Genomic DNA, 14,545 nt, shown 5'->3' with positions numbered 1-14,545 from the left:
CCCCGCGCTCCGTGCCCGCATGTCGGCATTCCGCTGCGACCTCTTGACCGGTTACCGTGATCCTCGACACAGTGTTGATCGTCCTCCGGAGCACGCACCACTTGTCCGGCACCGCCCACGTGGCCACTGCGCACGCAGTGCCCGACCGAGGAGACGAGATGCAGCTGCCCCACGACCTGATCGGTTCCGGTCCCCGCAAGGTGATGGTCCTGCACGGCTGGCTCGGCGACAGCACGAGCTTCGGTCCCATCCGGCCGTACCTGGACACCGAAACGTTCGGTTACGCGTTCGTCGACTACCGGGGTTACGGGGAAGCTCGGGACACTCCGGGCGAGTACACGGTCGGTGAAGCGGCACAGGATGTTCTGGACACCGCGGAGGCGCTCGGCTGGGACCGGTTTTCGCTCATCGGTCACTCCATGGGTGGCATGGTCGCCCAGCACGTGCTGCTCGCCGCCGCGGAGCGCGTCGAGGCTCTCGTCGGGATCTCGCCGGTGCCCGCCTCGGGTGTCCCGTTCGACGAGCAGGGATGGCAGCTGTTCTCCGGAGCCGCCGAGGCACCGGAGCAGCGCAGAGCCATCATCGATCTCACCACCGGCAACCGCCTGCCCGCGGCGTGGCTGGACGCGATGGTGGACCGGTCGGTCGGCCGCACCGACAAGGCCGCTTTTCGCCGCTATCTCGACTCCTGGTCCGGGACCGACATCCACGACCGGGTGGAGGGATCCACCACACCGGTGCTCGTCCTGGCGGGTGCCCATGATCCGGCTCTGTCACCCGAGGTCATGAAGGACACGTGGCTGCAGTGGTATTCCCGGGCCGAGCTGGAGGTCTTCACCGACGCCGGGCACTACGCACCCGACGAGGTTCCGCTGGCACTGGTGTCGCACTGCGAGGGATTCCTCCGGCGATGACGACCGGCGGAGCCACCACAACCACTCCCGATGTCTTCGACCCGAGGCACTGCGCGCACGGCATTCCGCACGACGACTTCCACTGACTGCGCACCCACGAGCCGATGAGCCAGCAGCACGCGTGAAGCGGGCAGTTCAGTACGGCCAGGTGGCCCAACCGCGCAGCATCCGGTAGGCGATGGAGATTCCCGGCGGCAGCCGCAAACCCTGCACCGGGCCGTCGGCGTCCAGGGCCGCGCGGACGTGATCACGGTGTATCCATCGGGCATCGTCGATCTCTCCGGCAGCCGGCTGCAGGGCCACCGAGGGATCGGCGACGGCCGCGAAGCCGACCATCAACGACCGCGGGAACGGCCACGGCTGACTACCCAGGTAGCGGACGTCCGTCACCCCGAGCCCGACCTCTTCGAACACCTCGCGCCGGACGCAGGCCTCCAGGGACTCCCCGACCTCGACGAACCCGGCGAGCACCGAATACCGATCGGCCGGCCACCCCGCCTGGCGCGCCAGCAACACGTGATCGGTGCCGTCGTGGATCAGACTGATCATCGACGGATCGGTGCGCGGGTACTCCTCCTGATCGCAGCCGGTGCACCGCCGTGCCCAACCGGCTCGTACCCGGGTGGTCGACGCCCCGCACACCGCGCAGTAGCGCGCACGATCGTGCCAAGCCAGCAGGCCGACCGCGGTGGTGAGCAGTCCCGCGTCGGTGTCACCGAGCAGGCCACCTGCCGTACGCAGGTCCCGCCAGCCGCTCTGCCGTTGGTCGCCCTGGGCACGCAAGGCCCAGTACGCCACTCCGTCCTGGACGCCGAGCAGGATCGCTCCCGCTGCGGGACGCTCGCCGAACTCGGTCGCAGGGTGGTACACGAGCCGGTTGTCGCCGGTCACTTCGGTGCGTCCGCGGACATCCACCAGCAGAACCCGACCGTGGGACCACCACATGGTGTCCTCCTGCGAGATGTCCCGCGTCATCTCGGTCCGGTCGACCGTGGTGGCCCGTGACAGCAACGGGTCGGTGTCCAATTGGAATTGCGGTGAGGTGAATGCCGCTGCCGCACCGTCCGCGGAGCCCGCCTGCGCCTGCTCCTGCGAAGTCATGTTCTCCCCACTTCAGGATGTCTCGGCGGAGCCAACCAGCCGGTTGCTCTCGAGCTCACGGCACCGTCACACCACCGAGCGCCTGCAACTGATCGCGCAGTTTCTCCGCGTCACCCACGACCACACCGGTGAAAGCGGTCGGTGCCCAGAACCACGCAGCCTCGGCGACCTCCTCGGCGGTGACCGCCCGGAGCCGGTCCGGGTGCGCGCTCAACCACTCCTGCCCCAGGCCGCACGTGGCGAGGGTGGCGAGCATGGAGGCCAGGCCGGACTGCGAGGAGGTCGACGTCAGCAGCCCGCCGATCGCGTACTGCCGTGCCGACTCCACTTCGGACTCGGTCGGTGGGACCAGCCCGAGCCTGCCGAGCTCGTACCGGGTTTCCAGCAGTGCCGCTGCCGTGACCTCACTGGCGGTGTCGGCGTCGACCAGGATGCTGCCGCTGTCGGGTGTGAACTCGAATGCCGAGTGCGCGCCGTAGGTGTAGCCCTTGTCCTCGCGAATGTTTTCCACCAGCCGGGAGGAGAAGTACCCACCGAAAGTGAGATTGGCGATCTGCAGTGCGGGGTAGCGCGGATCGGTCCGAGGAAGCCCCTGAGCGGACAGCCGCAACTGCGACTGCACGGCCCCGTCGCGATGCACCAGGCGAATATCGCCCCCCTGCACGGCAGGCAGTGTGGGCATCTCGCGTGCCGAGGACTCCGAGTGCCAGCCGGCCAGATGGCGCGCGATCTCCGCGACGGTCCGTTCGGGATCGACGTCACCGACCAGCACCAGCGTCGCCCCGCGTGGAACCACGGCCCGGCTGTGCAGCTCACGCACCTCTTCGGCGGTGACCTGGCCGACGTCGGCAGCCTCCGGGACCTCCCGCGCAAAGGGATGGTCACCGTAGCGGTGCTTCTGCAGCTCCTCACGCGCGATCACGCGTGGCTGCGAGCGCGCCACCGCGATCCGCTCCACCAGCCGGTCACGTTCACCCGCGACCTCGTCGTCGGCATAGACCGCACCGGTCAGGGCATCACCGAGCACATCCAGCAGCGTGTCCATGCCACTGGCCAGGGCCTCCCCGGCGATGCCGAGGTGCTCGGGATCCACGGAAGCGTGCAGATCACCGCCGACAGCCGCCAGATCGGTGTCCATCTGCACCCGGTTACGGCGCTGCGTCCCGGTGAGCAGGGTTTCCGCGAGCACCTCGGCACGTGCCGGATGCATCCGGTCCTGCCCGGCGAACGGAATCCGCACACGCAGCTCCACCATCGGAACCGCACCGTGCCGGGCCACGATCACGCGCAAACCGTTGTCGAGCACGGTGTCCACCGTGGCGGGTTCGCGCCCGCTGCGGGGTTCGCCCAGCGCCGGCAACGGCCGTGGCCCGAGCTCGGTGCGACCGATCTCCTCGGCGCTTCGATGTGTTGCCCGGGTCATGCCGCACCTCCGTCGGAACTCTCCTCGCTTGCGGGTTCGATCTCCAGTACCGCCCGCGCGTCGGGACGCAGTGCCTTGGCCGCGGCGGCCACGTCCTGCGCGGTGATCTCGCCGACGCGGCTCGGCAGTTCGGAGATCAGTTCGGCACGCCCGTGGACGAGCTCGGCACTGCCCAGATCGAGAGTGCGCGACATCAACCGGTCGTGCTCCCGGTACAGGCCGGCGGACCAGCGCGCGGTCACCCGCGCCAGCTCCTCGGCGGTGGGGCCGTCGGCGGCGATGCGTTCGAGCTCCTCGTCGATGGCACCCACCACACGAGCGGAATCGACCTCGGGCGTACGGATCGCGGTGAGCGTGAAGGTGTCGGGATCGCGCGCGTCCAGCGGCGCTCCCATCAGTCCCGCCCCGGCGTGGACGTCGACGACCATGGACTCCCGGTGGACCATCCGCTGCTGCAGGCGCGAGGCATCGCCGTCGGAGAGCACGGCCGCGAGCACCACGTTGGCCAGGTAGGAGTCGAGTTCGGCCACCGGGTCGGGCAGGCGGTAGCCCAGCGCGATGGCGGGCAACGGCGCGTGCGGATCGGCATGCCGGTCCCGCAGCTCCTGTGCCGGGTACGGCTCGGAGAACGACGGCCGCTGCGCGACCGGACGAGCGGGCACGTCACCGAAGTGCTTGTGCACGAGGTCGGTCGCCTGATCGACATCGATGTCTCCGGCGATGGTCAGCACCGCGTTGCCGGGCGCGTAGTAGGTGTCGAAGAAAGCGGCGCAGTCCTCGACCGTGGCCTGTTCCAGGTCGGTGAAGTCGCCGTAGCCGTTGTGGGCGTTGGCGAAGGTCGAGTAGAGCACCGGGGGAAGCAGGATCCAGGGGAAACCGCCGTAGGGGCGGTTGAGGACGTTGAGCCGGATCTCCTCCTTGACCACGTCCACCTGGTTGCGCAGGTTCTCCTCGGTGATCTTCGGCGCGCGCATCCGGTCGGCCTCGAGGAAAAGGGCGCGTTCCAGTGCATTCGACGGCAGCACCTGGAAGTAATCGGTGTAGTCCTGGTGCGTCGAACCGTTGAAGATGCCACCGGAGCCCTGCACGTGCCGGAAGTGTGCGAGCTTCTCCAGACTTTCACTGCCCTGGAACATCAGGTGCTCGAACAGGTGCGCGAAGCCGGTACGCCCTTGGGGTTCGGAGCGGAAGCCGACGTCATAGTGCACGCTGACCCCGACCACCGGAGGACCACCCGGCGACGAGGATCCCCGACCGGAGTCCGGGGCGAGCACCACGCGCAACCCGTTGGGCAGGGTGACGCGATGCAGTTGCGGTTCGACCATGCCTTCAGCGTACGTGCGTGTGGTCCCGTGGCGGGGAGTGCCCTGATTCGCGGCGCGTTGTCCAGCGCATCATCAGGATGTAGCCGCCGCCCGCGATTCCCGCGAGCGTGAGCAGCACCCGGTTCAGCCGCTGCCGCAGACCGCTCTCCCCCGCCGTTTCGGACCCCACCCGCGCCGCGGGCCGAACCACGAACTCGCCGGACACGTCCGCGGGAACCCGGACCGCCAACCGCTCCCCCCGCCGGTGACCGCACCCGTCGTAGCGTGCCTGCACACGGTGTCCGTCGACGGTCACCTCCACCAGATCTCCCTTGGTGGAGGCAGCACACGAGGCGGACTCGATCACCGTCGCCGTGGCGGGGCGCCACTCGGCAGGGGAACCACCGAGCACGGCCGGAAGGGGCCACCAGGCCACGGACACCGCGCCCACCCCGACCAGTCCCAGAACCAGCAGGATCAGCGCCACGGATGCCGAACCTCGTCGTCGCCCCACACCGCGATACTCCCAGAACGAGGCGTGGTCCCGTTGCCTTGCCCGGTTCGGCGCCGACGACTACTCGTCCGGCGGAGAGGTGACCTTCTTGACGTACAGGAGGCGGTCGCCTTCCTCGATCGCGTCGGCCTCCGGTGCATCGACCCGGTAGAGCCGCCCGCCACGCACGATGCCCAGCACGATGTCGGCCAGGTGCCGGGGGGAACCACCGATCTCGGAGCGCCCGGCATCTCGCTCGGCGATCGCCAGCCCGATGTCCGGGGACAGCAGGTCCTCGAACATCTCCACCACCGACGGTGTCGTGGTCGCCATCCCCAGCAGCCGGCCGGAGGTCTCACTGGAGACCACCACCGAGTCCGCACCCGACTGTCGCAGCAGATGCACGTTCTCGGCCTCCCGCACCGCCGCCACCAGATGTGCCTTCGGCGCGAGTTCCCGCGCACTGAGGGTGACCAGCACGGCGGTGTCATCACGTTCGGGCGCGACCACGATCGCGCGGGCCCGGGGGACACCGGCAACGCGCAGCACATCCGAGCGGGTGCCCGTTCCGTTGACGGTGACCAGGCCGAGTGAGGAGGCGGCCTCCAACGCGGTCGGATTCATGTCGACCACGACGATCGAGCCCGGCTCGGCCCCCTCCCCGAGCAGGGCCGTGACAGCCGAGCGACCCTTGGTTCCGTACCCGATGACGACCACGTGGTCGCGCACCTTGGACCTCCAGCGTTGGATCTTCAGCGCCTGCCGGGAGCGCTCGGTGAGCACCTCCAGTGTGGTCCCGACGAGCACGATCAGAAACAGTACGCGCAACGGCGTGATGACGAGCACGTTGACCAGCCTGGCCGAGGCCTCCACCGGGGCGATATCGCCGTAACCGGTCGTCGACAGCGACACGGTCGCGTAATAGAACGCATCCAGGATGGTCACCGGGGTGCCGTCGGTATCGCTGTATGCGTCTCGGTCCAGGTAGACGAGCAGCACGGTGACCACCAGCGCCACCAGCGCCCCCAGAATGCGCCTGCTGATGGCTCGAACGGGGCTCGCACTGGGTGCCGGCATCCGGACCACACCGACCAGGGCATGATCCGGCCGGTCGGTCAGGCGGTCGGTGAGCTGATCCTCCGCCCGCCAATTGGCGAACGGCCCACCCAGCCGCGGTCTGCGGCGCATCACCGTGCACGCACCCTCACGCGGGCATCCCCGTATCGATCGGTCACGGCGCAGAACGGTAACGCCTTCAAGGCCGGAGCGCGAAAGGGACTCGCAAGCTCCCGGCCCCACTACTTGTTGAACGCACAACCTTTCGGCTTACCATGCTCGAGTGCAGCAGCTTGAACACGCGGCCCGCGCCCTCGGGTGGCAGGGATGCCTGATTCCCGATGTCGAGGTTTTCGGTGTCCGGTTCGGCGCTGTGGCACGCCTCCGTCCCGACGTGCATCGCTGGCGCATCGCCCATGGCTGGGAGCCGCAGCTCGATCCGTCGTGGTTGCGTTCGTGGTCCGAGGCGAGCGGGCACGATCACCTGCCCGTGCCCGGTGTGGACCTGTTCGGCATCCTCGTGCCCGTGTCGAAGGCCAGGCGGGCACTGCGCACCTGTGGCAGCCTCATGACGCTCGCACCGTGTACCGCCGTCCTGCCCGGCGATCATCCTTACCGGCCGTGGCCACTGACCGAACTCGACTACTACGGCATCGGGGTGGTCCGATCCGGACCGGAAGGCCCGGCCGAGCTGGTGCTGCCCCCGGAGGACCGGTCGGTCGAGTTCGGGTCCTCGCTGCTCGGTCGCTGGTTGCTGGAGGTTCTGTACCACAGAATCCTCGAACGTGATCATCGCAGCCCCGAGAGCGCCACCGGGTCCCGCCTGCGGCCGGAACGGGGCTTTCCGCTCGAGTGAACCTCCCGGCCGGGCCGGTTCACACAGTCATGTATTCGTGCCAGTTCAGTTCCTCGGGATTCCAGCGCATACCGTGCCCGTCACGCACCGCGCGGAGCGCCCGCATGGTGTGCGGCCAGCGCCGGATGACGTTGGCCAGGGCGACCGGGGTCATTTCCTCGCTGGTCCGGTTCTGACCGCCAGGGCCGAGCAGGGCGATACCACCCGGCGTGGCGAGAATGTCGGTCAGCATGATCTGACCGGACAGTGCGGTGCTCTCGACGCTGGCGAGATACTCCGGGTGCAGCTCGGACGGCCAGGTGCTGCGGTCCAGGTCGGTGGCCACGGGCTGCGCGCAGTTCCCGCAGCGGCACTCGAATTCGCTCGTCCAACCGTGCTGCTCCCACGACCAGACGACCGAGTCGCCACTGTTCAGTTCGGTCAGTGCGGCCACGTGCGGCCACGCCCCCGCGACCGCGCTCAGGTGGGTCCTCGAAGCGGGCCGGGGTGGTTCACCGGGCCCGTCGAACAACCACGTGCCCGCATCGTCCCGGTGCACTCGCACCAGAGGCGCGCGCATCGCCAGGACGTCCTCGTCCACCCACACCTCGGTCTGCGGAGGCGTGCGGAGCTTCCACTCGGTATTCTGCGACATCGGCTCGCATACTCCTGCGCGCCGAGATCCGATGACAAGGCACACCACCCGAACGTGTGGTGGGTGCTCCGGTTCCGCGCGAGCTCGACCCGGCTCACTCCGCTTCCGGAACGGAAGCGAGCAGCGCACGCAGACCCTCCGCATCGAGGAGGTCGACGGGGCGCAGAGTCCGGTCGTGACGCACGTAGTGGAACGCCGCGCGAACATCGCTCAACGGCACTCCGGACAACTCCGACCACGCCAGCCGATAGGCCGCCAGCTGCACCGACAGCGCCGATGTCCGATCCTCACCGGGCACCGCACCGGTCTTCCAGTCCACGACCGTCCAGCCCCCGTCCGGATCGGCGAACACCGCGTCCATCCTCCCCCGGATCGCGATCCCGTCGATCCGGGTCTCGAAAGGCACCTCCACCCGGTACGGGGTGCGGTCGGCCCACGAGCTCGCGAGGAACGCCTCCCGCAGCTCCTCCAGGGCACCGTCCGAGGTCGCCGAATCATCGGCGGCACCGGGAAGTTCGTCGATGTCCAGCAGCGCCGTGGACGTGAACCGGTGCTCCAGCCAGGCATGGAACGCCGTGCCGCGCCGTGCCGCGGGGTTCGGGGGCTGCGGCAACGGCCGGCGCAGGCGCCGAGCCAGTGCCTGCCGGTCGTCGGCAAGTTCGACGAGCCGGCTCACCGACAGGTGATCGGGCAACGTGACCTCGTCCCGCCGCGCGGTGGCATCGCGCTCGGCCAGCAACACGTCGACATCCCGTGCCCAGCGCGCGGTCTCGTCGTCCTCCGGCGCCTGCGCGCCGCTCTCCGGGGACTCGGCCCCCTGCGCAGCCGGCACTTTCTCCGAAAGCCGCCCGTCCCCGGCTCCGCTCTGCGGGCCGGTCAGGGCCGCACGCACGAGATCGGCCCCGGCCTCGACGGCGCCCCGGCGCTCACCCAACGGGTCGGCAGGCCATTCGAGACCGCGTGCGGCCTCGGTCAGCGGATTCGCCGTGTCGCCATCGGGGTGCGGCGCCCAATGCTCGACGACTCCCGCTGCAGGATCACCGCCGAGAGCCTCCGCGAGCTCGCGCAGGAACCCCGAGGGACCTTTCGGTTTCGTGCCGGTCTCGCCCCACCAGTGGCCCGAGACCAGCAAGGTGCGCTCCGAACGCGTCGACGCGACATACAGCAGCCGCCGTTCCTCGGTGAGCCGGCGCTCCTCGAAGTCCTCGTCGTGCCGGTCCAGCTCTACGGTGATCTCCTTGCGATCCATTCCCTCCAGCCGCTCCAGGTCCAGCCGGGGGAGGTCCTGGGCATCCCCGCGCAGCTCCGCGGGCAGCTCGGTGACCGAGCGCAGCCAGCAGGAGGACCTCCGCTTGCCCGGAAAGACACCATCGACCAGATGGGGGACGGCCACGACCTGCCATTCCAGGCCCTTGGCCGCATGCGCGGTCAGCACCTGCACCCGGTCCTCGGCGACCTCCACCTCGCCCGGTTCCAGACCGTCCTCGGCACGCTCGGCCGAATCCAGGTAATCCAGCAGTGCGGGCAGGGTCGCCGAAGGGCTCGCAGTGGCGAATTCGTTCACCACGGCGCTCAGTGCGTCCAGATGAGCCCGTCCTGCCCCGCCCGGCCGGGCCAGGCTCTCGATGTCCAGCAGCAGGGTGCGTTCCACATCGGCCACGAGTTCCGGCAGCGGCTGCTCGAGCCGCTGGCGCAACGCGGCGAGTTCTTTGCCCAGGCGACGCATTCTCCGGAACCCCTCCCGCGAGTACCGCTCGGGCTCGCCGGGATCGTCCAACGCATCCACCAGGCCGGCTTGCTCGGCATTCTCCCCCGGCAGCGCCTCGGCCACGGCAGCGGTGGCGCCTTCCGGTTCCGGAGTTCCCGCGCGGGTACCGAGCTCGCGGGCACGTTCCCACAGTGCGGCGAGATCCGCCGCGCCGATGCGCCAGCGCGCCCCGGTCAGCAGCCGCATCGCCGCCGTGCCCGCCAGCGGGTCGACCAGCACCCGAAGCGCGCTGACCAGATCGCGCACTTCCGGCTCCTCCAGCAACCCGCCCAAGCCGACCACTTCGACCGGAAGACCTCGTTCCCGCAGCGCCGCGGCGAGATCGGCCATATCGGCGCGGCGCCGCACCAGTACCGCCGCAGTGGGCGGCTCTCCCGTGCTGTGCAGGGTTTCCTGCCACCGCTGCGCGACGTGGTCGGCAACCCAGTCGCGCTCGGAGCGGACATCGTCGACCAGCGCGCACCGGATGTCGCCGGGACCCGCCCCGTCCCGCGCGCGCAGCTCCTCGACCTCCAGACCGGCCTCGCGCAGGGGCCCGGAGAGAACGTTGGCCAGATGCAGCACCTCGGGCGGATTCCGAAAGCTGGTCATCAACCCGTACCGCTCGGCAGGCGCCACCCCCGCAGCGGAGGAGTGATCCCGATCGGAGCCGTCCCCCCGTGTGGATGCGCCGGGAACGTCCGAGTCCGCGCTCACGCGGCGCGGGAAGTCGGTGGCGAAGCGCGGCAGGTTCGCCGCGCTCGCGCCCCGCCAGCCGTAGATGGCCTGAGCGGGGTCACCGACCGCGGTCACCGGCAGCGGTGCCCGCGCCCCGCCGAACAACGCTCGCAGCAGCACGCGCTGCGCGTGCCCGGTGTCCTGGTACTCGTCCAGCAGCACGGCACCGAAGCGCTCCCGTTCCCCCGCGGCCACCTCGGGATGCTCGTCGGCCAACCGCGCGGCCAGCGACATCTGATCGGCGAAATCCATCGCCGCTTCCCGGCGCTTGCGGCAGCCGTACTCGTCGAGCAGCGGCAGCAGTGCCGCGCGCAGCCGTTGCGCGGCCGGAATCTTCTGCAATTCCTGGGACAGGGCGGCACGCTGGCCCTTGCCCGCAGGGGCGGACTCCACGATCCGGCACATTCGTTCGGCGTGCTCGGCCACCTGCTCCGGTGCCACCAGGTGCTCGGCGAGTTCCGAGGCCAGGGACAGCACGTACCCGGTGACCGTGGACGGGACCCTGTCGGTGTCCAGGTCCTCGGTCCAGCTGGACACGACACTGTGCGCCAACTGCCATGCCGCCGTCTCGGTCAGCAGCCGCGCACCGGGCTCCACCGGCACACGCAAGCCGTGCTCGCCGACGAGGCGACCCGCGTAGGCGTGATAGGTCAGCACGGTCGGTTCCCCTGCCAGCACCCGGGACCGCAACCCCCCGGAGGGGTCGACCTCCTCCAGCAGTCCCGAGCCGGCCAGACGCCGAAGCCGGGCCCGGACACGGTCGGCGAGCTGCCGTGCTGCCTTGCGGGTGAAGGTCAGGCCGAGGACGCGTTCCGGGGTGACCAGCCCGTTGGCCACCAGCCACACCACGCGGGCTGCCATCGTCTCGGTCTTGCCCGCACCCGCCCCCGCGACCACCAGGGCCGGTTCGGCCGGTGCGCCGATCACGGCGGATTGCTCGGGTGTGGGCGGGTGCAGTCCCAACGCCTCCGCGATCCGCTGCGGACCGATCACTGGCCGACCTGCCTTCCTTCCGGGTGCACGGGACAACTGGTTCGGACCGGGCATCCGGGACAGTCGGAGTTCTCGTTGGCCGCGAATACCGGCCCGGTACTGGATGCGGCGGCGTCGTGAACCGTCTCGAGCCACACCCGCACGCCGTCGTCGTCGAGCCCGGCCTGGCTCCGCTCCGTGGCCGCACCACGGGCGTCCGGTTTCGCGACGTAGAGCAGCCGGGCGCCTCCCGGTTGCACCTCCCCGGCCGTGTCACCGAAGGCACCCAGCGCGGCGGCAAGCTGGTACACCGCCAGCTGGGGATGTTCCTGCGCCGCATTCTTGCTCACCGGGTTCTTCGCGGTCTTGACGTCCACCACGACCGGACGCCCGCCGGAGTCCGTTTCCAGCCGGTCCACCCGACCGCGCAACCGCAACCACGGACCTCCCTCACGGGCGGGGATCTTGAGGTCGAGGTCGGTTTCCACCCCCGCCTGTGTCAGTTCGCCGCGCGAGGACTCCAGCCAGGTCAGGAACGCGTCGAGCATCCGCTCCACCCGTTGCCGCTCGCGGCGGGAAAACCACGGTGCCCCCGCGTCGACCGACTCCCAGGCCTCGTCCAGCGCCCGGCGCAACTGTTCGGCGTCGGCACCGTCGGCCGCGGACTGGACGAGGGCGTGCACCAGGGTGCCGGTCACCGAGGCCAGCTCGGCGGCATCCTGCCCGCCATGCCGCTCGAGCATCCACCGCAGTGGACACGTCGCCAACGTGTCCACGGTGGAGGGAGACACTCGGACCGGCTCGTCATCACCGACCAGTGGCGTCGACGTGGTAATGGCGGGCAATCCGTACCACGCGTCCGGATGCGCACCGGGAACTCCGGCAGCGGCGAGGCGGGCGAGCTGGGCCGCAGCGCGCTCGCGCCGTTGCAGGTCGGCGCCGCCGTCGCAGGCGACCTGCCGGAGTTCACCGACCAGCTCGGGCAGTGCGAGACCGCGCTCGGGCCGGGACACCGGGCGTTCGAGCGCATCGGGATCGCTGAGCACACCCTCCAGTTCGTCCAGGAAGCGCGACGGCTGCTCGTCCTCGCCCCGGACCGCGCTGACCAGCACACGGTCGCGCGCACGGCCGGCCGCCACCAGCAGCAGGCGCCGCTCGTCGGCCAGCAGCGGCGCCGTGGCCGACATCCGGTCGGAGTCGTCCACCCCGGACAGGACGTCGACCAGCCGCTCCACTCCCAGCAGCGAGCCGCGCAACCGCAGATCGGGCCAGACTCCTTCCTGGACACCGGGGATCGCGACGACGTCCCACTCCTGGCCGGTCGCCGCGTGCGCGGTCGCCACCGTCACCGCCTCCCCGGCAGGAGCCGACGGTGCCAGGGAGTCGCCGGAGATGTGCTGGCTCGCCAGGTGGTCGGCGAAGGCAGCGGCATCGGCGCCGGGGTGCCTGTCGGCGTACTGCGCGGCCGCGTCGAACAGGGCCACCACGGCGTCGAGGTCCCGGTCGGCCTGAGCGCCGGAAGCCCCGCCCCGCTCGGACCGGGCGAGCCAGTACTGCTCCACATCGCAGGCCTTCCACACCCGCCACAGGGTTTCCTCGATCCCCTGGCCCCCTGCGACGGCTTCCGCTCCGGTGCGCAGCAGCGCCGCGATGCGGTGTGCCGGTTCGGCGGCGGCATCCTCCAGCGCCGCCAACCGATCCTCGCGTTGCAGGACCTCGACGAGGAGCTCACCGCTGGAGCGGTCTCCACCTGCGGCCAGCTCGAGCCGCCGCAGCCCCCGGCGCAGGCGTCGCAACGCGAGCGGATCGGCACCGCCCAGCGGGGACGTCAGCAGTTCCTCCGCGGACTCCGGGCCGAGCTCCTCGGGCCGCACGGCACACCGCAGCAGTGTCAGCAGGGGACGGACAGCGCCGCGCTGGGCCAGCGGTACGTCGTCGACGGGCAGCGCAAGAGGCACTCCGGCAGCAGGCAGGGCGCGACGCAGCACCGGCAGCGACAGCTTCGTCGACTTCACGATCACCGCCATCCGCGACCACGGCACGCCGTCGAGCAGGTGTGCGCGGCGAAGCTGGTCGGCGATCCACGCGGCCTCCTGCGCCTGGGAGGCCAGCAGCCGCACCTGTACCGCTCCGGGGTGTCCGCCGGACTCCTGCCCGGCACCGATCGCGTCACGCTGCGGACCGGAACCCGGCAGGTGCGACGCCAAGCGCTGCACCGCAGCACGCACCGGCTCCGACATCCGGTGATCGACCGTCAACACCTGCGTGTGATCCCCGCCCGGATCGGCGTCGCGCAACCCCTGTGAATCCGCCCCGCGGAACGCGTAGACGGCCTGGTCGGGATCACCGGACAGCAGGAACTCCGAGGTGGCGTTCCCCAACCGGACGCACAACCGGAACTGCTGCGGGTCCAGGTTCTGGGCATCGTCGACGAGCAGGAGCCGCACGCGGCCCTGCTCCTGTTCCAGCAACCCGGGGTCGGTGTCGAAGGACAGCAATGCGGACGAGATCAGCTCGGCCGCGTCGAACGCCGGGGCGCCTCCCTGCTGCCCGGTCCCTCCTGCCAGCAGCGTGACCCGCTCGTACTGCTCACCGAACCCGCCTGCTGCGATCCATTCGGGACGGTCGTGGCGGGAGCCGAGCTCCCGGAGCTGCGCAGGCCCGAGACCGCGCTCGGCAGCGCGCATCAGCAGCTCGCGCAACTCGACGCGGAAGCCGTCCGTGGACAGTGCCGGGCGCAGGGCTTCCGGCCAGGATCCGGCCCCCTCCTCGAGATCACCGTCGAGCAGCTCACGGATCTGAACGTCCTGCTGCGGACCGTTGAGCAATCGCGGGGGCGGCCGCCCCTCCCGCGCGGCCTGCAACCGCAGCACTCCGAACGCGTACGAGTGCACCGACCGTACGAGCGGCTCCTGCGTGGTGTGTGGGCCACTCTCCCGTGCACGGCCGATCCGCCGGGTGATCTCCGCGCGCAACCGTGCTGCCGAACGGCGGGTCGGGGTGAGCACCAGGATGTTCTCCGGGGCGACGTGCCGGTGCAGCACACGATCGGCGACCACCTCGGCGAGCAGCGTGGTCTTGCCGGTACCGGGACCACCGAGCAGCCGGAGGAACCCCCCGGTGTGCTCCAGCACCCGTTGTCCTGCCGCATCCCAGGACAGCTGCTGCCTGCCGGAGTCGGCACGGCGAACGAGTGTGGGCGCATCGGAGATCGGCACGTCTCCGATGTAATCATGCACCGCCGATACCGTGGGGCAGGCGGGCCGGTCACGGGTGATGTTCACGGCGATGCGTTCCGCATGCCGCC

Annotated in this window: 10 protein-coding genes; 2 read left to right on the top strand and 8 right to left on the bottom strand. The window is 70.3% G+C overall.

The window, feature by feature from the left end:
- The first annotated feature begins 158 nt into the window (after positions 1-158).
- On the top strand, positions 159-914 hold the full coding sequence (locus DFQ14_RS13560; protein ID WP_114453732.1) for an alpha/beta fold hydrolase: 756 nt from the start codon (positions 159-161) through the stop codon (positions 912-914).
- 135 nt (positions 915-1,049) lie between these two features.
- Here the strand turns inward: DFQ14_RS13560 and nudC are convergent, their stop codons facing one another.
- From nudC to DFQ14_RS13535, 5 genes are read right to left on the bottom strand one after another with little or no spacing between them, the layout of a single operon-like run.
- Positions 1,050-2,015, bottom strand: coding sequence for an NAD(+) diphosphatase (gene nudC, locus DFQ14_RS13555; protein WP_114453639.1), 966 nt, complete (start codon positions 2,013-2,015; stop codon positions 1,050-1,052).
- Between the two features lie 55 nt (positions 2,016-2,070).
- The gene (locus DFQ14_RS13550) at positions 2,071-3,438 is read right to left on the bottom strand and encodes a M16 family metallopeptidase (protein WP_114453638.1); all 1,368 of its coding nucleotides are present in this window, start codon (positions 3,436-3,438) and stop codon (positions 2,071-2,073) included.
- The gene (locus tag DFQ14_RS13545; protein ID WP_114453637.1) at positions 3,435-4,763 is read right to left on the bottom strand and encodes a M16 family metallopeptidase; all 1,329 of its coding nucleotides are present in this window, start codon (positions 4,761-4,763) and stop codon (positions 3,435-3,437) included. The genes DFQ14_RS13550 and DFQ14_RS13545 overlap by 4 nt, the downstream gene beginning before the upstream one ends.
- Before the next feature lie 4 nt (positions 4,764-4,767).
- Positions 4,768-5,256, bottom strand: a complete 489-nt coding sequence (locus DFQ14_RS13540; protein ID WP_114453636.1) for a hypothetical protein — start codon at positions 5,254-5,256, stop codon at positions 4,768-4,770.
- A gap of 60 nt (positions 5,257-5,316) precedes the next feature.
- Positions 5,317-6,423, bottom strand: coding sequence for a potassium channel family protein (locus tag DFQ14_RS13535; protein WP_114453635.1), 1,107 nt, complete (start codon positions 6,421-6,423; stop codon positions 5,317-5,319).
- A 151-nt stretch (positions 6,424-6,574) separates the two neighbouring features.
- Here DFQ14_RS13535 and DFQ14_RS13530 point away from each other — a divergent pair, with 151 nt between their 5' ends.
- Positions 6,575-7,147: a hypothetical protein gene (locus tag DFQ14_RS13530; RefSeq protein WP_114453634.1), complete on the top strand. Its 573-nt coding sequence runs from the start codon at positions 6,575-6,577 to the stop codon at positions 7,145-7,147.
- Between the two features lie 19 nt (positions 7,148-7,166).
- Here DFQ14_RS13530 and DFQ14_RS13525 read toward each other — a convergent pair whose 3' ends face one another.
- The 3 genes from DFQ14_RS13525 to DFQ14_RS13515 form a co-directional block, all read right to left on the bottom strand.
- Positions 7,167-7,781 carry a hypothetical protein gene (locus tag DFQ14_RS13525; RefSeq protein ID WP_114453633.1) on the bottom strand — a complete coding sequence of 205 codons (615 nt, stop codon included), beginning with the start codon at positions 7,779-7,781 and terminating at the stop codon, positions 7,167-7,169.
- 94 nt (positions 7,782-7,875) lie between these two features.
- Positions 7,876-11,259 (bottom strand): ATP-dependent helicase, encoded by a 3,384-nt coding sequence (locus DFQ14_RS13520; RefSeq protein WP_114453632.1) that lies wholly within the window; start codon positions 11,257-11,259, stop codon positions 7,876-7,878.
- Positions 11,256-14,477: an ATP-dependent helicase gene (locus DFQ14_RS13515; protein WP_246195520.1), complete on the bottom strand. Its 3,222-nt coding sequence runs from the start codon at positions 14,475-14,477 to the stop codon at positions 11,256-11,258. Before DFQ14_RS13515 ends, DFQ14_RS13520 begins: the two co-directional genes overlap by 4 nt.
- Positions 14,478-14,545: the final 68 nt, after the last annotated feature.

It is taken from the genome of Halopolyspora algeriensis, assembly GCF_003337235.1.
Taxonomy (GTDB): domain Bacteria; phylum Actinomycetota; class Actinomycetes; order Mycobacteriales; family Pseudonocardiaceae; genus Haloactinomyces; species Haloactinomyces algeriensis.
Note: the sequence above shows the minus strand (reverse complement) of the source record. Positions and strands in the feature narration are given on the sequence as shown.